Annotated in this window: 17 protein-coding genes; 11 read left to right on the top strand and 6 right to left on the bottom strand. The window is 65.9% G+C overall.

Annotation, left to right across the window (positions count from 1 at the left end):
- The first annotated feature begins 9 nt into the window (after window positions 1–9).
- The 9 genes from JQ639_RS11665 (at window position 10) to JQ639_RS11625 (ending at window position 10,389) form a co-directional block, all read left to right on the top strand.
- Entirely contained in the window at window positions 10–1,185 is a 1,176-nt protein-coding gene (locus tag JQ639_RS11665) for an acyl-CoA dehydrogenase family protein (RefSeq protein ID WP_211966254.1), read from the top strand.
- Window positions 1,182–1,829, top strand: a complete 648-nt coding sequence (locus tag JQ639_RS11660) for a glutathione S-transferase family protein (protein WP_211966253.1) — start codon at window positions 1,182–1,184, stop codon at window positions 1,827–1,829. The genes JQ639_RS11665 and JQ639_RS11660 overlap by 4 nt, the downstream gene beginning before the upstream one ends.
- 147 nt (window positions 1,830–1,976) lie before the next feature.
- Window positions 1,977–2,786 carry a helix-turn-helix domain-containing protein gene (locus JQ639_RS11655; protein ID WP_211966252.1) on the top strand — a complete coding sequence of 270 codons (810 nt, stop codon included), beginning with the start codon at window positions 1,977–1,979 and terminating at the stop codon, window positions 2,784–2,786.
- Window positions 2,787–2,883: 97 nt separating this feature from the next.
- On the top strand, window positions 2,884–3,750 hold the full coding sequence (locus JQ639_RS11650) for a beta-keto acid cleavage family enzyme (protein WP_211966251.1): 867 nt from the start codon (window positions 2,884–2,886) through the stop codon (window positions 3,748–3,750).
- 79 nt (window positions 3,751–3,829) lie between these two features.
- Complete coding sequence (locus JQ639_RS11645; protein ID WP_211966250.1) at window positions 3,830–5,425, top strand: AMP-binding protein; 1,596 nt, start codon at window positions 3,830–3,832, stop codon at window positions 5,423–5,425.
- 4 nt (window positions 5,426–5,429) lie between these two features.
- Window positions 5,430–7,046, top strand: coding sequence for an acyl-CoA carboxylase subunit beta (locus JQ639_RS11640; RefSeq protein WP_211966249.1), 1,617 nt, complete (start codon window positions 5,430–5,432; stop codon window positions 7,044–7,046).
- Window positions 7,043–9,031: an acetyl-CoA carboxylase biotin carboxylase subunit gene (locus JQ639_RS11635; protein WP_211966248.1), complete on the top strand. Its 1,989-nt coding sequence runs from the start codon at window positions 7,043–7,045 to the stop codon at window positions 9,029–9,031. Before JQ639_RS11640 ends, JQ639_RS11635 begins: the two co-directional genes overlap by 4 nt.
- Before the next feature lie 5 nt (window positions 9,032–9,036).
- Window positions 9,037–9,816: an enoyl-CoA hydratase/isomerase family protein gene (locus JQ639_RS11630; RefSeq protein ID WP_211966247.1), complete on the top strand. Its 780-nt coding sequence runs from the start codon at window positions 9,037–9,039 to the stop codon at window positions 9,814–9,816.
- A gap of 99 nt (window positions 9,817–9,915) precedes the next feature.
- Window positions 9,916–10,389, top strand: coding sequence for a PaaI family thioesterase (locus tag JQ639_RS11625; RefSeq protein WP_211966246.1), 474 nt, complete (start codon window positions 9,916–9,918; stop codon window positions 10,387–10,389).
- Here the strand turns inward: JQ639_RS11625 and JQ639_RS11620 are convergent.
- Both JQ639_RS11620 and JQ639_RS11615 read right to left on the bottom strand, forming a co-directional pair.
- Window positions 10,361–11,053, bottom strand: a complete 693-nt coding sequence (locus tag JQ639_RS11620; RefSeq protein ID WP_211966245.1) for a 4'-phosphopantetheinyl transferase family protein — start codon at window positions 11,051–11,053, stop codon at window positions 10,361–10,363. The two genes, JQ639_RS11625 and JQ639_RS11620, sit on opposite strands and share 29 nt — an antisense overlap.
- A gap of 25 nt (window positions 11,054–11,078) precedes the next feature.
- Window positions 11,079–12,188 (bottom strand): ABC transporter substrate-binding protein, encoded by a 1,110-nt coding sequence (locus JQ639_RS11615; RefSeq protein WP_211966244.1) that lies wholly within the window; start codon window positions 12,186–12,188, stop codon window positions 11,079–11,081.
- On the opposite strand from JQ639_RS11615, the gene JQ639_RS11610 reads away from it, so the two are divergent.
- Both JQ639_RS11610 and JQ639_RS11605 read left to right on the top strand, forming a co-directional pair.
- Window positions 12,156–12,845 carry a hypothetical protein gene (locus JQ639_RS11610; RefSeq protein WP_211966243.1) on the top strand — a complete coding sequence of 230 codons (690 nt, stop codon included), beginning with the start codon at window positions 12,156–12,158 and terminating at the stop codon, window positions 12,843–12,845. The genes JQ639_RS11615 and JQ639_RS11610 overlap by 33 nt on opposite strands.
- A gap of 307 nt (window positions 12,846–13,152) precedes the next feature.
- Window positions 13,153–14,721: a GMC family oxidoreductase gene (locus tag JQ639_RS11605; RefSeq protein WP_211966242.1), complete on the top strand. Its 1,569-nt coding sequence runs from the start codon at window positions 13,153–13,155 to the stop codon at window positions 14,719–14,721.
- Window positions 14,722–14,778: 57 nt separating this feature from the next.
- Here JQ639_RS11605 and JQ639_RS11600 read toward each other — a convergent pair whose 3' ends face one another.
- From JQ639_RS11600 to JQ639_RS11585, 4 genes are all read right to left on the bottom strand, one after another.
- Window positions 14,779–15,834, bottom strand: a complete 1,056-nt coding sequence (locus tag JQ639_RS11600) for an NAD(P)/FAD-dependent oxidoreductase (RefSeq protein ID WP_211966241.1) — start codon at window positions 15,832–15,834, stop codon at window positions 14,779–14,781.
- Entirely contained in the window at window positions 15,831–17,171 is a 1,341-nt protein-coding gene (gene ectB / locus JQ639_RS11595; protein ID WP_211966240.1) for a diaminobutyrate--2-oxoglutarate transaminase, read from the bottom strand. The genes JQ639_RS11600 and ectB overlap by 4 nt, the downstream gene beginning before the upstream one ends.
- A gap of 68 nt (window positions 17,172–17,239) precedes the next feature.
- Window positions 17,240–18,049, bottom strand: a complete 810-nt coding sequence (locus tag JQ639_RS11590; protein WP_211966239.1) for a cupin domain-containing protein — start codon at window positions 18,047–18,049, stop codon at window positions 17,240–17,242.
- A gap of 12 nt (window positions 18,050–18,061) precedes the next feature.
- Complete coding sequence (locus JQ639_RS11585) at window positions 18,062–19,474, bottom strand: SidA/IucD/PvdA family monooxygenase (RefSeq protein ID WP_211966238.1); 1,413 nt, start codon at window positions 19,472–19,474, stop codon at window positions 18,062–18,064.
- Window positions 19,475–19,484: the final 10 nt, after the last annotated feature.

Genomic DNA, 19,484 nt, shown 5'->3' with positions numbered 1-19,484 from the left:
GATATTCGTATGCTGTTTACCGCCGAGCACGACGAGCCGCGCCGGATTTTGCAGAAGTTCATCGCCGCCGAGATCAATCCCCATGTCGATGAATGGGAGAAGGCCGGCATCTTTCCGGCTCATGACCTGTTCAAGAAGCTCGGCGGCCTCGGTTTTCTCGGCCTCAACAAGCCGGTCGCGTTCGGCGGGCAGGGGCTCGACTACAGCTACGCGCTGATGATGGCCGAGGAGCTCGGCGCGATCCGCTGCGGCGGCGTGCCGATGGCGATCGGCGTGCAGACCGATATGGCGACCCCGGCGCTGGCGCGGTTCGGTTCCGATGAGGTCCGCTGCGAGTTCCTCGCGCCTGCCATCGCCGGCGACATGGTCGCCTGCATCGGCGTGTCCGAACCCGGCGCCGGATCGGACGTGTCGTCGATCCGCACCACGGCGCGCTCCGACGGCGACGATTATGTCATCGACGGCGGCAAGATGTGGATCACCAACGGCACCCAGGCCGACTGGATCTGCCTGCTCGCCAACACCGGTGATGGCCCCAAGCATCGCAACAAGTCGCTGATCTGCGTGCCGATGAAGAGCAAGGGCGTGACCATCGCCCGCAAGCTCGACAAGCTCGGCATGCATTCGTCCGATACGGCACAGATCCACTTCGATGGCGTACGGGTGCCCAAGCGCAACCGCATCGGCGAGGAAGGAGAGGGGTTTACCTACCAGATGATCCAGTTCCAGGAGGAGCGGCTGTGGGGTGCGGCCGCCTGCCTGAAGGCGCATGAAACGATCATCGAGGAGACCATCGCCTACACCCGCGACCGCAAGGCGTTTGGCCAGAGCATCCTCGACAATCAGACGGTCCACTTCAAGCTGGCGGAAATGCAGACCGAGGTCGAGCTGCTGCGCTCCCTGATCTACCGCGCTGCTGAGGCCCTGATCGCCGGCGAGGACGTGACACGGCTCGCAACCATGGCCAAGCTCAAGGCCGGCCGCCTCGGGCGGCAGCTGACGGACGCCTGCTTGCAATATTGGGGCGGCATGGGTTTCATGAACGAGACGCTGGTCAGCCGCGCCTATCGTGACAGCCGACTGACCTCGATCGGCGGAGGCGCAGATGAGGTCATGTTGATGGTGCTGTGCAAGATGATGGGGACGCTGCCCGGTATGATGCGCAAGGACGACAACGCCCGATGATCACGCTGTACCACTGCGAAGCCGCCCGCTCGTTCCGCCCGGTGTGGGCGCTCGAGGAGATGGGGCTGCCCTACGAGCTGAAGATGCTGCCGTTCCCGCCGCGCGCGCTGGCCAAGGAGTATCTCGGCCTCAATCCGCTCGGCACCATTCCCTTTATGATCGACGGCGACACCCGCATGACGGAGTCGTCCGCGATTGGCCATTACCTCGCCACCCGCTACGGGCCGACGCCGCTCGCGGTCGCCCCGGACGAGCCGGAATATGGCGCATTCCTGAACTGGCTGTACTTCGGCGAGGCGACGCTGACCTTTCCGCAGACGCTGGTGCTGCGCTATGGCGAGCTCGAGCCGCCGGAGCGGCGCAATCCCCAGGTCGTGGCCGACTATGCCAAGTGGTTCCTGGGCCGTCTGCGGGCGGTGGAAGCTGCGACGGCCGGACGGGCCTCGCTCTGCACGCGATTCACGATGGCCGACATTTCGGTCGGTTACGCCCTGCTGCTCGCTGAACGGATCGGTCTTGCCAAGGATTTCGGTCCGGCTGTCACCGCCTACTGGCAGGGGCTGCAGCAGCGCGATGGCTTCAGGCGCGCCCGCGCGGCGGAAAAACAGGCGGCCGTCGATCAGAACGTTCCAGCCCGGATCTAGTCGTTCGTCCAGGGGGTTGCGGATGGAGCGGCATCCCGCCCCAGGACGCGCCTCATGACAAGCGGCCGTGTTGGTGTATGCTCGCGGCGCCCCGCAGAGGGCGCCGTGGCGACGCGGCGACATTCGATTCCTGGAGGAACCGCCGCGATGGATGCCCGCTCCGAATCCGGCCATGTCATGCTCATCAGCCCCGAGCGGGTGTTCTATGCCGGGCTGCTGGGGCGGCCGCGCAACCGTTCGACCGGATCGGTGCTGATCTATGTCGGGCTCGGCGGGCAACTGGCGCTGACCTGCGAGGGCCGTTCCGAGACCGGCCTGCCGCTCGCATTCATCCCTCCCTTTGTCGAACACACGATCACCAGCGATGCGCGCTCGTCGCTGTGTTTCACAGTCGAGCCGGAAAGTGTCACCCCGGCGGCGCTTGACCTGCTGGCGCGCCGCGCCACCGAACAAGGGCCGGCGCTGGCCGAGCGGATCTGTGCGGCCTATCTCCGCCTGCGCATGGCCGGCGGCTGCGACGGTTTCACGACCGAGGAACTCGACACCATCGTGCTGGGCGCGCCGCTTGCCCGCCGTCGCCTTGATGCGCGCATCGTCGAGGCGGTCGGCCGCCTCAACGACTTCTCGCGGCCGGCGGCGACCGCCGCGGATTGCGCCGCAGCAGCGCGCCTGTCGCAGTCGCGCTTCCTGCATCTGTTCAAGCAGCAGACCGGCGTCTCGTTCCGCGCCTTCCGTGCCCACAAGCGGGCGCGGCATCTGCTGCATTTCGTCAACGAGGATCTCAACTTCGCGCATCTCGCGCAAGACATCGGCTATCCGGATTCGACCCACTTCTGCCATTCGATCCGGCGCTTCTACGGCCTCAAACCCGGCGCGATCTTCTCCGGATCGCGTGACCTGCGCATCTACCGCAGCGCCTCGCAGCCCGACGCGACGGCGATTGCCGCACTCGCCTGACGCAGACAGCCAGTCGACGCAAGCAGCCGCAACGGCCGTTCCCCATCATGCCGAACGTCGCGCGACAGTGCGCGGCGGCGATGGAGATCTGGCGAGCATGTCCGACAAGGCGGTGATCACCTGCGCGCTCAATGGCGTGCTGACCGATCCGAAGCAGCACAACGTGCCGGTCACGCCGGAAGAGATGGCGCGCGAGGCGAAGGCCGCCTACGACGCCGGCGCCAGCGTGATGCATATCCACCTGCGGCAGCAGGAGCCGGGCAAGGGGCATCTGCCGTCATGGGACGTCGGGGTGTCGCGTGCGATCCAGCAGGCGATCCGCGAGGCCTGTCCGGGCGTCGTCATCAACCACACCACGGGCGTGGTCGGGCCGAACTACGCCGGCGCGCTTGACTGCGTGCGCGAGACGAAGCCGGAGATGGCGGCCTGCAACGCCGGTTCGCTCAACTATCTCAAGGTCAAGGCCGACAATACCTGGGCGTGGCCGCCGCACCTGTTCGACAATCCCGTCGAGAAGATCCAGGCTTATATCGATGTCATGAAGCAGGCCGGCACGCTGCCGGAGTTCGAGTGCTTCGATGTCGGCATCGTGCGCAGCGTCGCCATGTACCGCCAGACCGGCATGTACACCGGCCCGCTGGAGTACAATTTCGTGATGGGTGTGGCGTCCGGCATGCCGGCCGATCCCGACTTGCTCCCGATCCTCCTCAAGCTCAAGGCGCCGGATGCGGCCTGGCAGGTCACGGCGATCGGCCGCGGTGAGATCTGGCCGCTGCATCGCCGCTGCGCCGAGCTTGGCGGCCATCTGCGCACCGGCCTCGAGGACACGTTCTATCGCCCCGATGGCAGCAAGGTGACCTCCAATGGTCAGTTGATCGAGACCATGGTGGCTTACGCTCGCGGCGCCGGCCGCGAGATCGCGAGCCCGGCGGATGCCCGCGCCATCTTCGGCATCGGTCATTGAGGCTGCGCCTGTGAACGCGCGCTCATCTTTCAACGAGAGCGGCCGACCAACGGCTGCCTGATCCATCGAGGAGGGAGCAATGACTGATCTGGCGGCGACGGGCGGCGTGCCCGGACCGGGACGCATCGGACGGGTGGCGATCGGCGATCTGTTGCGGCGCGCGGCACGGCGGTTTCCCGACCGCACCGCCCTGACCGACGGCGCGCGGCAGGTGACCTTCACCGAACTCGAACGCGATGCCAACCGCTTCGCCAACTATCTCGTCGGCCGCGGCCTCAAGCCCGGCGACAAGATCTCGACCATCTGCAACAACTCCGTCGAGATGGTGAAGGCGCTATTCGGCATCCATCGCGCCGGCCTTGTCTGGGTCCCGATCAACACCATGCTCGGTCCGGATGACATGGACTACATCATGGACCACGCCGGGGTTCGCTTCGCGCTGATCGACGACAATCTGCACGCCCAGCCCGAGCGTCGCGCGGCGCTGGAGCGGCGCAAGGTCGATCTGATCGCGGTCGATCTGACGGGGAAGGCGAAGGCGGCAGGACTCGCCAGCTTCAACGACCTGATCGCCGGACAATCGGAGATCGAGCCGGAGGTCGCGTTCGACGAGCGCGATCTGGCGATGATTATCTACACGAGTGGCACCACGTCGCGGCCGAAGGGCGCGATGCACTGCCATATCGCGGTGGTGATGGCCGTGATGAGCAATGCCATCGAGATGAGCCTGACGCGCAAGGACGGCATCACCGGTCAATTCCCGCTGTTCCACTGCGCCGGCCATGTGCTGCTGCTGAGCTATCTCTCCGTCGGCGGCCGCATGGCGCTGATGCGCGGCTTCGATCCGGTGGTGGCGATGGAGGCGATCCAGCGCGATAGGCTCACGGTGTTTGTCGGCCTGTCGCTGATGTACCAGGCAATCCTCGATCATCCGCGGCGTCGGGAGTTCGACCTGTCGACGCTGCGCACCTGTATCTACACCATGGCGCCGATGGGCCGGCCGCTGCTGGAGCGCGGTATCGCGGAACTCTGCCCCAACTTTGTCCTCACCAGCGGCCAGACGGAGATGTATCCGGCGACGACGATGTCGCAGCCCGACCGTCAGCTCGCGCGGTTCGGCAACTACTGGGGCGAGTCCCTGATCGTCAACGAGACCGCGATCATGGACGACCAGGGTAACCTGCTGCCGGCCGGCGAAGTCGGCGAACTGGTGCATCGCGGTCCCAATGTCATGCTCGGCTATTACAAGGATCCGGCGGCCACCGAGGCTGCGCGCAAGTTCGGCTGGCATCACACCGGCGACCTCGCGCTGATCGACGCGCACGGCGAGGTGCTGTTCATCGACCGCAAGAAGGACATGATCAAGTCCGGCGGTGAGAACGTCGCCTCGGTCCAGATCGAGGAAGCCCTGCTTGCCCATCCGGCGGTCGCCAACGCCGCGGTGATCGGCCTGCCGCATCCGCAGTGGGGCGAGGCGGTGTCGGCATTCGTCAAGCTCAAGCCAGGTGCACAGGCGAGCGAGACCGACATCGGCGAGCATTGCCGCAAACATCTCGGCGGCTTCCAGGTGCCCAAGCTGATCCGCATCCTCGACGAGATGCCGATGACGGCGACCGGCAAGCTGCGCAAGGTCGACCTGCGCACCCAGTACCAGGATCATTTCGGAGCGAACTGACGCGATGGCGCTGATCGAGAACACCGTCGCCGCCGGGGGCGCGGCCTTCCAGGCCAACCGGGCGGGCATGCTCGCGCTGATCGAGCGGATGCGCATGCTGGAGGAGCGGGCACGAACCGCGTCCGCTGCCGCCAAGGACCGCTTTCACCAGCGCGGCCAGTTGCTGCCGCGCGAGCGAGTGGCGCTGCTGCTCGATCCGGATACCCCGTTCATCGAGCTGTCGACGCTCGCCGGCTACATGTTCGATGTTCCGGACGCTGACAGGAGCATTCCTGGTTGCGGCCTGATTGCCGGCATCGGCATCGTGTCGGGCGTGCGCTGCATGATCAGCGCGAGCGATTCCGGCATCGATGCCGGCGCGCTGCAGCCGATGGGGCTCGACAAGCAGCTGCGGGTGCAGGAGGTGGCGCTGGAGAACAAGCTGCCGCTGGTGCAGCTGGTCGAGAGCGCCGGCGCCAACCTGCTGCGCTACCGTGTCGAGGACTTCGTGCGCGGCGGCAACATCTTCCGCAACCTGGCGCGGCTCTCGGCGGCCGGGCTGCCGGTGGTCACCGTCACCCACGGCTCGTCCACCGCTGGCGGCGCCTATCAGACCGGGCTGTCGGACTACATCGTGATGGTGCGCGGGCGTACCCGCGCGTTCCTTGCGGGGCCGCCGCTGCTCAAGGCCGCGACCGGCGAGATCGCCACCGAGGAGGAGCTCGGCGGCGCCGAGATGCATACCGGTATTTCCGGCCTTGGCGACTATCTCGCCGAGGACGACCGCGATGCGCTGCGCATCGCGCGCGACATCATGGCCGGCCTGAACTGGGATCGCCGCAACGATGGCGCAGCATCCTTTCAGCCGCCGGCCTACGATAGCGAGGATCTCCTCGGCATCATGCCGATGGATCACAAGCGCCCGGTCGACATGCGGCAAGTCATCGCCCGGCTCGTCGACGGCTCGGACTTCACCGCGTTCAGCGAGAACTATGGTCCGGCGACGATCTGCGGCCATGCCCGGATCGAAGGTCATGCGGTCGGCATCATCACCAACAACGGTCCGCTCGATCCCGACGGAGCCAACAAGGCGACCCATTTCATCCAGGCCTGCTGCCAGTCGCGCACCCCGCTGATCTATCTCAACAACACCACGGGTTACATGGTCGGCCGCGCCTACGAGGAAGGCGGCATGATCAAGCACGGCTCCAAGATGATCCAGGCGGTCACCAGCGCCACGGTTCCGCAGATCACCCTCTATTGCGGCGCCTCGTTCGGCGCCGGCAACTACGGCATGTGCGGCCGTGGCTTTCATCCGCGCTTCTGTTTCTCCTGGCCCAATGCCAAGACCGCGGTGATGGGCGGCGAGCAGGCCGCCGAGACCATGGCGATCGTCACCGAGGCGGCCGCCGCCCGCAAGGGCAAGCCGGTCGATCGCGAGCAGCTCGACAAGATGAAGGCGAAGATCACCGCGGTGTTCGACGGCCAGATGGACGTGTTCGCGACCAGCGCGCGGGTGCTGGATGATGGCGTGATCGATCCGCGCGACACCCGCGCGGTGCTGGCCGAGGTGCTGGCGATCTGCCGTGAGGCACAGGCGCGCACGCCGCAGGCGATGCAGTTCGCGGTGGCCCGGCCATGAGGGACGCGATGACCAAGCGAACGCCGTTCGGCAAGATCCTGATCGCCAACCGCGGCGAGATCGCGCTGCGGGTGATGCGCACCGCACGGCGCCTCGGCTATGGCGTCGTAGCGGTGTATTCCTCCGCCGATGCGAACGCCCGTCATGTGCGCGAAGCCGATGAGGCCGTGCTGATCGGCGACGCCGCGCCGGCGCAGTCCTATCTGCGGATCGATGCCATCATCGCTGCTGCAAAGGCCAGCGGCGCCGACGCGGTCCATCCCGGCTATGGCTTCCTGGCGGAGAACGCCGCGTTCGCGGCGGCCTGCGCCGAGGCGGGCCTGGTGTTCATCGGGCCGTCGGCGGCATCCATCCGCGCCATGGGCGACAAAGCCGCCGCCAAGGACATTATGGCCAAGGCTGGTGTGCCCTGCGTGCCGGGCTACCAGGGCGCTGATCAGAGCGACGCAACGCTGGCCGCGGAGGCGGCAAAGATTGGCTTCCCCGTGATGATCAAGGCGACCGCCGGCGGCGGTGGCCGCGGCATGCGGCTGGTGCCGGATGCGGCGTCGTTCCCGGATCTGCTGCGCAGCGCCAGGTCCGAGGCGAAGAGCGCCTTCGGCGACGCCACCGTCATTCTCGAACGCGCCATCGTCGATCCCCGCCACATCGAGATCCAGGTGTTCGGCGATCGCCACGGCCACGCCATCCATCTCGGCGAGCGCGACTGCTCGGTGCAGCGCCGCCACCAGAAGGTGATCGAGGAGGCACCGTCGCCGGCGGTGTCGCCACAGTTGCGCGCGCGGATGGGCGAGGTCGCGGTGGCGGCGGTCAAGGCCATGGGCTACGAGGGCGCCGGCACGCTGGAATTCCTGCTCGACCCGGCCGGGCAGTTCTATTTCATGGAGATGAATACCCGCCTGCAGGTCGAGCATCCGGTGACCGAAGCGATCACCAGCCTCGACCTCGTGGAGTTGCAGCTGCGCGTCGCCGGTGGCGATCCGCTGCCGCTGCGACAGGAGGATGTGACGTTTACGGGTCATGCCATCGAGGTGCGGCTGTGCGCCGAGGATGCGGCGCACGACTTCATGCCGCAGTCCGGCCGGCTGCTGTGCTGGGAGATGCCGGCGGGCCTGCGTGTGGAGCATGCGCTGGCGTCGGGAGCGGAGATCCCGCCGTTCTATGATTCCATGGTGGCCAAGATTATCGGCACGGGGGCGACGCGCGACGAAGCCCGGCAGGCCCTGTTGAACGGGCTGTCGCGCACGATTGCGTTAGGCGTCACCACCAACCAGGCGTTCCTCGCTGCGTGCCTGCGCCATCCGGTGTTTGCGGCCGGCGAAGCCACCACGGCGTTCATCGGCCAGCACGGCGACGCGCTGCGCGTGCCGGTCTGCGGCTCGCAGTTGCCGGCGCTCAGCGCGCTGGTGCTGTACGTCACCGCGCGTCACGGCGCGGCCTGGCGCAAGGGGCGGGCGCTGGCGTCGGCATTCCCCGTGCCGATGCGGATCGCGATCGGTGGCGAGACCCATGACGTCGAGATCTTCCGCCGGCGCAACGGCAGCTATGCTGTGGCGCATCAGGGGGACGAGACGACGTTCGAGGTCGATGGCTTCGAAGCCGGCACGCTCCGGGTCCGCACCGGGTCGCTGACGACGGCCATCGCCTATGCCCGCGCCGCCGACCGGCTGTTCCTGCTGGTGGATGGCGCGCCGGTCGCAGCGCGCGACCTGACCTATGCGCCGCCGGCGCGCGCAGCCGCCGAAGGCGGCGACGGCAAGCTGCGCGCGGCGCTCAACGGGCGAGTCGTGGCTGTGCTGGTCAAGGCCGGCGATCAGGTCAGCATCGGACAGCCGATGGTGACGCTGGAGGCAATGAAAATGGAACATGTCCATGTCGCGCCTGCGTCCGGCACCATCGCCGCGATCCATGTGGCGGAGGGTGAGCAGGTGACCACCAGCAGCATCGTGGCGGAGATCGACGTCGCCGCCAAAGCCGCGGAGTAGCAACGATGACGACATCGCTTCCCGTTCTCCACGAGGTTCGCGGGCCTGCGTTCTGGATCACCATCAACCGGCCCGACAAACGCAACGCGCTCAATGCCGAGGTGATCGCGGGCATCGTCGCAGGGTACCGCGCTGCCCATGACGATCCGGCGGTGCGCGCGATCGTGCTGACCGGCGCAGGCGACAAGGCGTTCTGCGCCGGCGCCGACCTGCAACCTGGCAAGGCGTTCAGCTTCGATTTCGCGAGACCCAACGTCGACTATGCGGACATGCTGCGGCTGGCGCACGGCGCGACCAAGCCGAGCATTGCGCGCGTCAATGGTGCGTGCATGGCTGGCGGCATGGGCCTGCTCGCCATGACCGACATGGCGGTCGCCGCCGACAACGTCGTATTCGGCCTGCCGGAGGTCAAGGTCGGGGTGTTTCCGATGCAGGTGATGAGCCTGCTGCAGAGCATCGCGCCACGGCGTCTGATCAACGAATGGAGCCTGACAGGAGAGCCATTCGATGCCGCGACGGCGCAGGCGGCGGGGCTGCTGAACCATGTCGTGCCTGCGGCGGACCTCGACGCCAAGGTGGAGTGGCTGGTCGGACGCATCGCCGACAAGTCGCCGACCGCGATCCGCCGCGGCAAGTACGCCATGCGGGCCATCGCGGCGATGTCGTTCGACGAAGCCATCGCCTTCACCGAAAGCCAGATCGCCCTGCTGGGGATGACCGAGGACGCCCGCGAAGGCATTGCGGCGTTCGCCGAGAAGCGCAAGCCGTCCTGGCCGGGCTGCTGACCCGAGCGGCGCGGTGGCCGACTTCTGATACGGTGCCGTATTGCGTTGCGCACTCAGGTCTGATACGGTTCCGTATCAGGATCAGGGAGGCGCGCGGCCATGGCAGGGTACGAGCCCCAGGACCCGCACTATCAGTTGCGGGTCAGCGACAGCTTTCGCCGCCAGCGGGCAATGCACACCCTCGGCATTCGTCTCGATCGCGTCGGCCCCGGCGAGGTCGACCTCACGATGGCCTATGACGCGGCCTTTACCCAGCAACATGGCTTCGTCCACGCCGGCATCATCACCACGGCGCTCGACAGTGCCTGCGGCTACGCAGCCTATTCGCTAATGCCGGCGGATGCCGACGTGCTGACCGTCGAGTTCAAGACCAACCTCCTGGCGCCGGCGAGTGGCGAGCGCTTCGCATTCCGGGCGCGTGTGATCAAGCCGGGGCGAACGCTGACGGTCTGCGACGCGCAGGCGCTTGTGGTGCGCGATGGGCAGGAAAAGCTTGTCGCCAGCATGTCTGCGACGCTGATGGCGCTGCGCGAATCCGACCGCGTCAAAGCGTCGGCAGCGCGACCGATCTGAAATCCACATTCGCCGGCGCCGCGCTGCGTAGTTGCACGGCGAGCGCGACGTGTGCGTCGTCGCAGCGCGTTTCGGCGAAATGCCAGCGGCCGATGTCGCCGAGCCGGCTTCCCGTGCGAACCAGTCGTGGCGGGTCGACCGCGACAGCGAAGCTGTCGAGGCGAATCTGCAGTCCAAGACCGACTGCCTTGATCGTCGCTTCTTTCAGCGTCCATATTCGCATAAACGTGTTCGGCCTCTGCGCTGCGGGTATCGCAGCGAGGGCCGCGCGCTCTTCGTCGGCGAAATGACGGCAGGCAGCCTCGATCACGCCGGGATCATCGTCGAAGCGCTCGACGTCGATGCCGACGTTGGCGCCCCGGGCGAAAGCAGCCACCACGAGATGGGCGCTGTGCGACAGGTTGAAGTCGATGTCCGCATCCGCGTCGCGCAGCAACGGCTTGCCATGGGGGCCCGTCACAAGCGGCGCGGCGGCGATGCCGTAGAGCGCGTGCAGCCCATGCCGAAGCAGGGTGCGGCCGACGACGAACAGCGCCTTGTCGCGCTGCTTGCGAAACGTTTCGACGCGCGCCTGCTCGTCAGGCTGCAGTGCTGCGATGCGCTGGCGCGAGACGGCGGCTTCGGTCGCGGGAATGGCAGTCATCAGGACGGTGATGTCGGGCATGGGCAGCGCTGCTCGTATTGCAATATCAGGTGGGCACGAATTGTTGGCGGTGCACGCGCACCATGCGCCAGTCGAGACCTGAGACCTCGCCGGTCGCGGAAAAGCCGAGTTCGCCGAGCGCCGTGGGCCATGAACGCGCGCGCAACCAGGCGGCGGCCGTTGAGCCACCGCAGTCGCCACAGTGGCGCAGCGTGCGCAGCACGAGATCGATCGCGACATAGCTGGTGAGGAAGTAGGCGCCGGGTGCTCGGCCGATCAGCACGCGATAGGCTTCGGTCAGCCGCGCCGCGGCGGCGTTATCGGCATGACCGCCGATCACGGGAATCCTGACGCCATCGGCCATCGCGCCGGCTTCCTCGAGGAACGCGGTGTGAAATGCATCATCCCCCGCGATGCGGTACCGCGACGGAGCGAGCCGCTGCAGCAGGCGGGCCGAAAATTCCCGCGTGCCGGCAAGGATTGCTGGCCCGTCCATGGTCGGGTCCGGCGCGTCGCCGCGGTGAACGACAACCGGCCGCACGATGTGTCCGGCGTCCGTGAGGCGCGCGGTCAGCAGCGCACCAAGGCTGCGGCCATAGCGATTGTCTTCAATGAACAACTCGATCTGCTGCGCCGGACCCAAATGATGCAGCGCGCGTGTAATCGCGTCGGCTTGAGTGCCGTCCCGGCCAAAGAGCCGCAAGACGCTCGATGGAACCGGCAGGTCAGTGAGTTCGGGGGCGCTGGCGCCGGGGGCGAGGAACAAAATCCCCGCATCCGCATAGACCGGCGCAGCCGTCATGGCGGCGCGCGAACTAAAATGGCCGATCACATAACGAATACCCTGGTCGCGAAGATGATTTGCCGCAGCGCGGCCGCCGTCGGCACTGCGATGATCGTCGTGCCATAACGCGCGAACGGGGACGCCGCCGTGTTCATGATGGTGTGTGATGGCGAGAAACGCTCCAGCGATGAGGCATGCGCCATGCGCCGCGCGATCGATCGGCAAGCCGATGCAGACCGTGGCATCGGCTGGGAGCATGGCGAGCAGGTGCAAAGGAAGCGAACACGTCATCACAGGGCCCGGCGTGACATGGCTGTGGCAACGACTGCGAATGCGGACATGCGGGAGCGGCGGATCGTCGTGCTCCTGCATCGCGTCATTGAAACATCACAACGGAAATCAAGTTTGTTGTTGGTTGCAATGGTGGTGCATGGTATACTTTCGAGTGTAATTTCAAAATTCTTTTTCCAAACAATTTATTGGCAGGTGGTCACCATGCAGGACGAAAACCACGACGGTGAGAACCATCACAACGGCGCCGCTCATTCATCCGGTGAGGGCGCATCCGGCAATGCGCCATCCAGCGACAATCAGGCGGCTGGTGCCGAAGTCGCCGTTCCGGAGATCGCGCCGGACAGGATTGCAGACATTCTTAACCGGCTTACGACGCTTGAGATTTCCGTCCAGCAGTTGCGCGTTTCGGTGGACGTGCTGACGGGCAATACCGCGGCTCTGCCGGGATCGCTGATCACCATCCTCAATGCCATCGGCTCATTGGCGAACACGATGTCGCACCTGACGACGGTGTCGAATCTGCACGGTTCGGCTGTGAGCACCGTTGCAGCGTCGACGAACAACCTGCTGAACCATGCGACGATGATCTACGCCGATACCCAGGCGCTGCGTCTGACGCAGCCGTTGGCATCGTGCGCCGATCCATCGCGCTTCGCGGGAGCGGCTCCCGCAGGGTTCACGACGATGGCGTTTGCCACCCTGTCCGACGCTCCCGGCGAAGTCGGCCGTATCTGAATCCAAACCCAGCCGAGGCGGGCCTGTGCCCGCCCCGCACGCCAAGCGACAAGGCCTGCGCGTGGCATCGCTGCCGCGCGCAATGAGCCACGCGTGCAAATGGTCCTGATCATGGGCCCGTTGCCTGACTGCGCATCTGTTTGATTGCGGATGTCTGATTGCAGATCTGTCTGATTGCAAATCTCTCTGATTGCGCTTTGCCCGATTGGTCACTCGTGACTTGCACCATGTCTGACTTGCACGACATCGCGCGCAAGCTGCGCGGGATGCCGATCCCTGACCTAGCCATTTTCAAGCGAGGCCAACCATGTGCCAACCAACAGGAACTCCTGCTCCCAGCGCTGCGCCAGCGGTCGCCCGGCAGACCGACGCCGTCGACTATATCGTGATCGGCGCGGGCTCCGCCGGCTGCGTGATCGCCGACAAGCTCAGTTGCGATCCCAACGTTCGCGTCCTCGTGCTCGAAGCGGGACCGATGGATGACAGCGTGCTGATCCAGGATCCGAACGACTACCTCAAGGTGCGCAATACCCAGTACGACTGGGCCTTCAAGACCACGCCACAGGCGCACATGAACGGCCGCACGATCGGCTGCCCGCGTGGCAAGACTCTCGGCGGCAGCAGCTCGATCAACGCCATGCTCTATGTGCGCGGCAACCGCCTCGACTACGATGCCTGGGCCTATGAGGGCTATTCCGGCTGGAGCTACAACGACCTGCTGCCGATTTTCGTCGCGCAGGAGGACAATGAACTGGGCCCGTCACGTTATCATGGTGTCGACGGCCCGCTCACCGTTCGCAACTATCCGCTGCCTGGCGAGCCGGCGACGGCGTTTCTCCAGGCTGGCATGCAGTATGGCTACAGCGGCCCGAACTGGGATTTCAACGGCGAGCGCCAGGACAATGGCGTCGGCTACTATCAGATGACCATCCGTGACGGGCTGCGTTGCAGCCTCGCCAAGGCGTTCCTTCATCCGGAAATGTACCGCAAGAACCTCACGGTGCTGACCAACACAAAGGTGCTGCGGCTGATCAGCAATGGCAACCGAATTGCCGGCGTGGAATACATGACGTCCGGTGGTCAGCTGACGCGGACTTACGCTGAGCGCGAGACCGTGCTGTGTGCGGGGGCGATCTGCTCGCCCTGGTTGTTGATGCTGTCCGGGATCGGGCCGGCTGACGACCTGCGCCGGCTGCAGATTCCCGTGCTGCTCGATCTGCCGGGAGTCGGCCAGAATCTGCAGGATCACGTGCAGTTGTCGATGTCGTGGGCGGTCGAGGGCAAGACCGCGCCGATCTTCGGCAGCGGCGTCCAGGCCGGATTGTTCGTGCGGACGAAGCATCGGCCGCTGGCATCTTCACCGGACCTCCAGTTCCACTTCTGGCAGGGGCTCGACGGCAACCAGCCGGTGATGTCCACGACGCCGACGCTTGCGCGTCCCACCAGCGTCGGCCGCGTCTCGCTGCTGTCCGCCGATCCCAACACCGCGCCACTGATCAATCCGAACTATCTGTCGACGCAGTCCGACGTCGATATTCTTGTCGAGGGCATCAAGCTGTCACGCGAGATCCTGGCGCAAAGCGCTTTCAACGGCGTACGTGGCGCCGAACTGTCGCCAGGGCCGAATGTGACATCGGACAAGGACCTTGCGGCCTATGTGCGGGCCAACGGATTCACGATCTACCACGTCTCCTGCAGTTGCAAGATGGGCTTCGACACGATGTCGGTGGTCGATCCGCAGCTCCGGGTCTATGGCCTCGAGGGTCTGCGGATCGCCGATGCGTCGGTGATGCCGTGGATCATCAACGCGAACCTGAACGCAACATGTGCCGTGATCGGCCAGCGCGCCGCAGCGATGATCATGGCTTCGCACTGAGGATCGATCGTGGATCGCCGCCCATGGCGCGGCGGCGGTCCGCGGGACCCCCAATGTTCAGCTGCCAAGTCGTGCGGCGAGATCCAGCGCGACAGCGGGAGCGAACTTGTAGTCGCTGCCATTGTGGCCGGCGACAAACCACGCCTTGCCGCTGCCGCCGTGCGGCTGGCTCAGCCTGTGGCCCTCGGGCGCGGTGCTGTAGAAGCAGGCCGAGGAACGCACCACACGGTAGGTGCCGAGTTGTGGCATCCGCGGGTGGAAGCAGCCGAGCAAGGCATCGGTCTCCGCGGCGGTGACGACGGCATCCAGTGTGCCGAGAGGGCGCGGGAGAGCGAAGCGTCCGACCGCGAGCTTGACATGGGTTCCCGACGCCGAGGGGGCCCCCCACAGGTCGTCGGCGCCACCGAAATTGACGAAGACCGGCGCGCGGCGCCAAGCCGCTTCCAGATGTCGCGGTGGTTCCAGATAGACGAGGATCTGCCGTCTGGCGCCGAGCACGCCGGCGAAGTCGGGTAGCAACTCACGGGTCGAGGCGCCGGCGCAAGTCACCAGCACGTCGCCGGTGACGGTATCGCCGTTGGCGAGCCGTGCTGCCGGGCGCTCGGGGTCGATGTGCTCCACGGCGGTATTCGGTCGCAGGGCGATACCTGCGCCCAGCAGCCAACGCACGAGCAGGAGCGCGATCTGGTCGGCGAGCAGAATGCCGCCGCGCCGGGTCATGATGGCGCAATGGCCGGCGTCGAGGCGGATGTCCGGCAGCACGCCGGCAAGTGCGCCGGTGTCCAGCATCCGGCTGGCGATATCGCGATCACGCAGGTCATTCAGGACCCGGGTCGCGGCGGCGGCGTCTGGAAAGCCGCAGACCGCGCCCGTTTCGATATAGATGGGCCCAATGTCGAGCGACAGCGTTCGCCAGGCGTCGAAAGCCTGGTTCAGCGGCGCATCGGTTGTTGCACGGTTGAAGTCGTGGATCAGGCGATGCTGGTCGTAAGATGCGTTGTATGGATTGGGAATCGGCCCCCGGTCGAGCACCAAGACCTGGTGGCGGTCACGGGTCAGCGCCCAGGCCAGCGCGAGACCATGAATGCCCGCGCCGACGATGACGACCTTCATGCCGTCTGCCGAAACGCGACCTGCGGCTGCATGGCGTTGTAGACCTCGTCGACGGCGTCATCGAGCTTGTCGAGCCCGACCGCCAGTGCCGCTTCGCCGATCGTCAGTGGTGGCAGCAGTTTGAGAACCTGCTCCCTCGAGCCGCAGGTCTCGACGATGACGCCATTCCTGAAGGCGATGGCCGATACCGCGGCGGCTACGTCGGCATTGTCCCACTCCAGGCCGCGGATCATGCCGCGGCCGCGGACGCGCGCGCCGCCGTCGGGGCAGCGGTCGGCCATCTGCCGCAACCGCGTTTCGATCAGTTCGCCCTTGCGGCGTATCGACAGTTCGAACGCGTCATCGCGCCAGTAGGTGTCGAGCGCGGCGGTGGCGGCGACAAAGGCGAGGTTGTTGCCGCGGAACGTGCCGATATGCTCGCCCGGTTTCCAGGCGTCGAGCGTCTCCTTCATCAGCACGAGAGCCATCGGGAAGCCGATGCCGCCGATCGATTTGGAGACGCAGACGATATCTGGGGTGATGTTGGCATCTTCGAAGCTGAAGAACGAACCGGTACGGCCGCATCCGGTCTGAATCTCGTCGACGATGAGCAGCGCGTCATATTTGCGCGCAAGCTCCGCGAGCCCACGCAGCCAGGTGCGAGAGGCGACCTTGAGACCGCCTTCCGCCTGCACGGTTTCCAGGATGAACGCCGCCGGCGCTTCGATGCCACTGCCTGGTTCGCTAAGTAGCGCGTCGATGTAGGCCAGCGTATCGACGCTCTCGCCGAAAAAGCCGTCGAACGGCAGGCGGACGACATCGTGCAGCGCCACGCCAGAAGCGCGTCGCATCGGGCTATCGCCGGTGGCCGCGAGCGCTCCCAGCGACATGCCGTGATAGGCATTTGTGAACGCCGCGATCGGCCGGCCCGGTCGCAATCGGCGCGCGAGCTTGAATGCGGCTTCCACGGCGCTGCTGCCGGTCGGGCCGGTGAACTGCACCTTGTAGTCGAGGCGTCGCGGCGCCAGGATCGTGCTCTCGAATGTCGTCAGGAATTCGCGCTTGGCGGTGGTATGCAGGTCGAGACCTTGAATCACGCCACGTTGCTGCATGTAGCGCAGCACGCATTCGACAATGGCGGCATTGTTGTGCCCGTAATTGAGAACGCCGGCACCGGAGAGGAAGTCGATATAGGCGTTGCCATCCTCGTCGGTCAGCAGATGATCGCTGGCGGTGGCGAACACGCAGGGGAAGCGCCGGCAATAGCTCCTCACCTCGGATTCGAGATCGGCAAAGACGTCGCCGTCGTCGCTGGCGCGCTCGCGCCGGATCGGAAGCTCAGAGGGAGTGTGCAGCATGGCAGGTCTCCATTCACAACGCACTTTTCCGGAATTGCCGATCCGGGCACATTCGCCCCTTGACAGCACTACACCGGCCGTCCGGCCCACATCGTGCCGTCGCGTCCCCCCCACCAGAAGAACAGCACTTCAAGCGCCTCGCCGGAAGTGTTGGTCACGACATGCTCGCAGTAGGGCTCGAAGTACACCACGTCGCCCTTTCTGATCGGGCGGGTGTTGCTGTCGACGCGCAGTTCACCCTCACCGGCGACGACGATGGCAATCTCCTCTTCGTCGTGCTTGTAGAGCTCGCTGGCCTGACCGGGATCGATCGTGGCCCAGGCGCCGCCCCATGGTGTGCGGACCATGTCACGCCAGGGCAGCAGCCGCCGAAACAGGGTGTTGTATTCCTGCTTCGGATCGGCCTCATTGGCCCATTGCGCCACCATTGACTTGAACAGGGACTGGCGCTGCAGCGCGCGCTTGAGATGTGCGTCGACCTGCTCGATGGGATAAAAGGCGCTGAGGCCCGCCCGGATCTTGCCGACATAGGCATCCGCCGGTGGCGCGAAGTCGCCGATCGTCTGTGGCAGCAGAACCTTGACGCCGACTTCGCCGGCGGCGGTGCGCGCGGTCTTGTCGACGAGGATGTAGGTCGGATCGGCCGTCGACAGCAGTTCGACCTGCGCGGAGGAAACCTTGTGCATCACGCCGATGACGTCCTGTCCGCGCGCAGGAACGATACAGGACGTGCCGCCGCCCCATTCGGCCCGATAGTTCGCGAACGTCAGGCGATGATCGGCAATCGTCGCGGCGACCGACTCCTCGACCGGGCCGATCTCGGTGGCGACGTGATGCGGATCGGCGCTCGTTCCGTAGGAAAAGAACCAGGACGTCATAGGGATCTCCAGTCAGAGAGGGGAGGAATGTGCCGCCGGCGCCTGCCGCGGCGTCACCTCGGTGTGGGCATTGATGGTGTCGCCGGCTCCGCTATGGCGCAGGAACGAGGAGAGGATGCGCTCGGCCTTCAGTGCCGACATGCTCAGCGACAGGCTGTCGCTGGCGCCATGGGTGCGCTCGGAGATGCCGTTGATGTAGATCAGCGGCCGGAAGCCCGGCGCGGTCTGCACGCGGTAGTCGAAGCCGATCTCCGGGCCGCCCAGACTGTCGGTGACGATGTGCGGGCGCAGAGGTTCGAGCAATCGGGGGAATAGTGCTTCGTCGTAGCCGGTGCAGAGGATGACGACATCGGTCGTCAGGGTCTCGACCTCGCGGGTGTAGACATCCTCGACATCGAGCCGGAAACGGCCGTTCGCGGCTTCCAGTGCCACCGGCCGTTTGCGGGGAACCATGCGGACCCGCGGCGTCCCCAATACCTTGTCTTCATAGACACGCCAGTACAGCGCCTGGCTGACGTCGGTGTCGACGGCGGAGTAGTTGGTCTTGTGAAAATCGCTGACCACCTGCCGGCGCGCCTCCGGTGGCAGCGCGTGGAAGTACTCGACCTCCTCGGGAAAGTAGACTTCATTCGAGAAATGGCCGACGTCGACCAGCGGGAAAGCGAGGCCGCGTTGCAGCGAAAGGAAGTTTGCGTTGGCGAAGCGATCATAGAGATGCAGCACCACTTCACCCGCGCTCTGCCCGGAGCCGACCACCGTGAAGGTGAGGTCGTTGTCGCGGTCGAACGCCGCGATCTTCTGCAGGAACTGTGCGCTGTGGAAGACCCGCTCTCCGACGTGGGGCCGGAACAGCTCGGGCACGCGCGCGGTCGGTCCGGTGGCGAACACCATGGCCCGGGTGAGGTAGGACGCGTTTTGAGTCTTGACCAATAGCAGGTCGGGATTGTCGGGCGAGGGGTAGGCTGTGACGCTCTCCACGGTCTGGCTGTAGCTCACATAGTCGGCAAGCAATCCTGCTGTCCATCGCACGTAGGCGTCCCAGTCGGTACGGGCGACGCGGCCGCCGAGATGGCCGAAATGATAGAGACGGCCACTCTGCTTGAGGTAGTTGACGAAAGTGAAGCGGCTGCGCGGATCGCGCGGGGTGGCGAAGTCACGCAGGAAGTTGTGATTGATGTCGGTGCCGCGCACCAGCAAGCCGGGCTGCCAGGCTGGACCGGCGTTGCGTTCCAGGAAGCGAACATGCGGCGCGTGATCGACGCCGCCCGCTTCCTGCCAGTCGGCGAGCGCCGCGGCGAGCGAAATGCCTGCGGGGCCGAAGCCCGCGCATAGCAGGTCGAGGACGTCGCCGCCCCTGCCGTTCGCCGCGCCATTGTTGCCGTTGTGCGACCAATGGCCGTTCTTCGCTCCGCTGATGTCGTCCATGACCGCCCTT

This window comes from Bradyrhizobium sp. U87765 SZCCT0048 (genome assembly GCF_018131225.1).
Lineage (GTDB): Bacteria > Pseudomonadota > Alphaproteobacteria > Rhizobiales > Xanthobacteraceae > Bradyrhizobium_A.
The sequence above is the reverse complement of the archived record's forward strand: the minus strand, read 5'-3'. Positions and strand labels throughout refer to the sequence as shown.

What these genes read in the sequence shown, in the direction of transcription:
- JQ639_RS11665 (WP_211966254.1), top strand. Translation starts at nt 10, where the DNA reads ATGCTGTTTACCGCCGAGCACGACGAGCCGCGCCGGATTTTGCAGAAG.
- JQ639_RS11660 (WP_211966253.1), top strand. Translation starts at nt 1,182, where the DNA reads ATGATCACGCTGTACCACTGCGAAGCCGCCCGCTCGTTCCGCCCGGTG.
- JQ639_RS11655 (WP_211966252.1), top strand. Translation starts at nt 1,977, where the DNA reads ATGGATGCCCGCTCCGAATCCGGCCATGTCATGCTCATCAGCCCCGAG.
- JQ639_RS11650 (WP_211966251.1), top strand. Translation starts at nt 2,884, where the DNA reads ATGTCCGACAAGGCGGTGATCACCTGCGCGCTCAATGGCGTGCTGACC.
- JQ639_RS11645 (WP_211966250.1), top strand. Translation starts at nt 3,830, where the DNA reads ATGACTGATCTGGCGGCGACGGGCGGCGTGCCCGGACCGGGACGCATC.
- JQ639_RS11640 (WP_211966249.1), top strand. Translation starts at nt 5,430, where the DNA reads ATGGCGCTGATCGAGAACACCGTCGCCGCCGGGGGCGCGGCCTTCCAG.
- JQ639_RS11635 (WP_211966248.1), top strand. Translation starts at nt 7,043, where the DNA reads ATGAGGGACGCGATGACCAAGCGAACGCCGTTCGGCAAGATCCTGATC.
- JQ639_RS11630 (WP_211966247.1), top strand. Translation starts at nt 9,037, where the DNA reads ATGACGACATCGCTTCCCGTTCTCCACGAGGTTCGCGGGCCTGCGTTC.
- JQ639_RS11625 (WP_211966246.1), top strand. Translation starts at nt 9,916, where the DNA reads ATGGCAGGGTACGAGCCCCAGGACCCGCACTATCAGTTGCGGGTCAGC.
- JQ639_RS11620 (WP_211966245.1), bottom strand. Translation starts at nt 11,053, where the DNA reads ATGCCCGACATCACCGTCCTGATGACTGCCATTCCCGCGACCGAAGCC.
- JQ639_RS11610 (WP_211966243.1), top strand. Translation starts at nt 12,156, where the DNA reads ATGCGGGAGCGGCGGATCGTCGTGCTCCTGCATCGCGTCATTGAAACA.
- JQ639_RS11615 (WP_211966244.1), bottom strand. Translation starts at nt 12,188, where the DNA reads ATGCAGGAGCACGACGATCCGCCGCTCCCGCATGTCCGCATTCGCAGT.
- JQ639_RS11605 (WP_211966242.1), top strand. Translation starts at nt 13,153, where the DNA reads ATGTGCCAACCAACAGGAACTCCTGCTCCCAGCGCTGCGCCAGCGGTC.
- JQ639_RS11600 (WP_211966241.1), bottom strand. Translation starts at nt 15,834, where the DNA reads ATGAAGGTCGTCATCGTCGGCGCGGGCATTCATGGTCTCGCGCTGGCC.
- ectB (WP_211966240.1), bottom strand. Translation starts at nt 17,171, where the DNA reads ATGCTGCACACTCCCTCTGAGCTTCCGATCCGGCGCGAGCGCGCCAGC.
- JQ639_RS11590 (WP_211966239.1), bottom strand. Translation starts at nt 18,049, where the DNA reads ATGACGTCCTGGTTCTTTTCCTACGGAACGAGCGCCGATCCGCATCAC.
- JQ639_RS11585 (WP_211966238.1), bottom strand. Translation starts at nt 19,474, where the DNA reads ATGGACGACATCAGCGGAGCGAAGAACGGCCATTGGTCGCACAACGGC.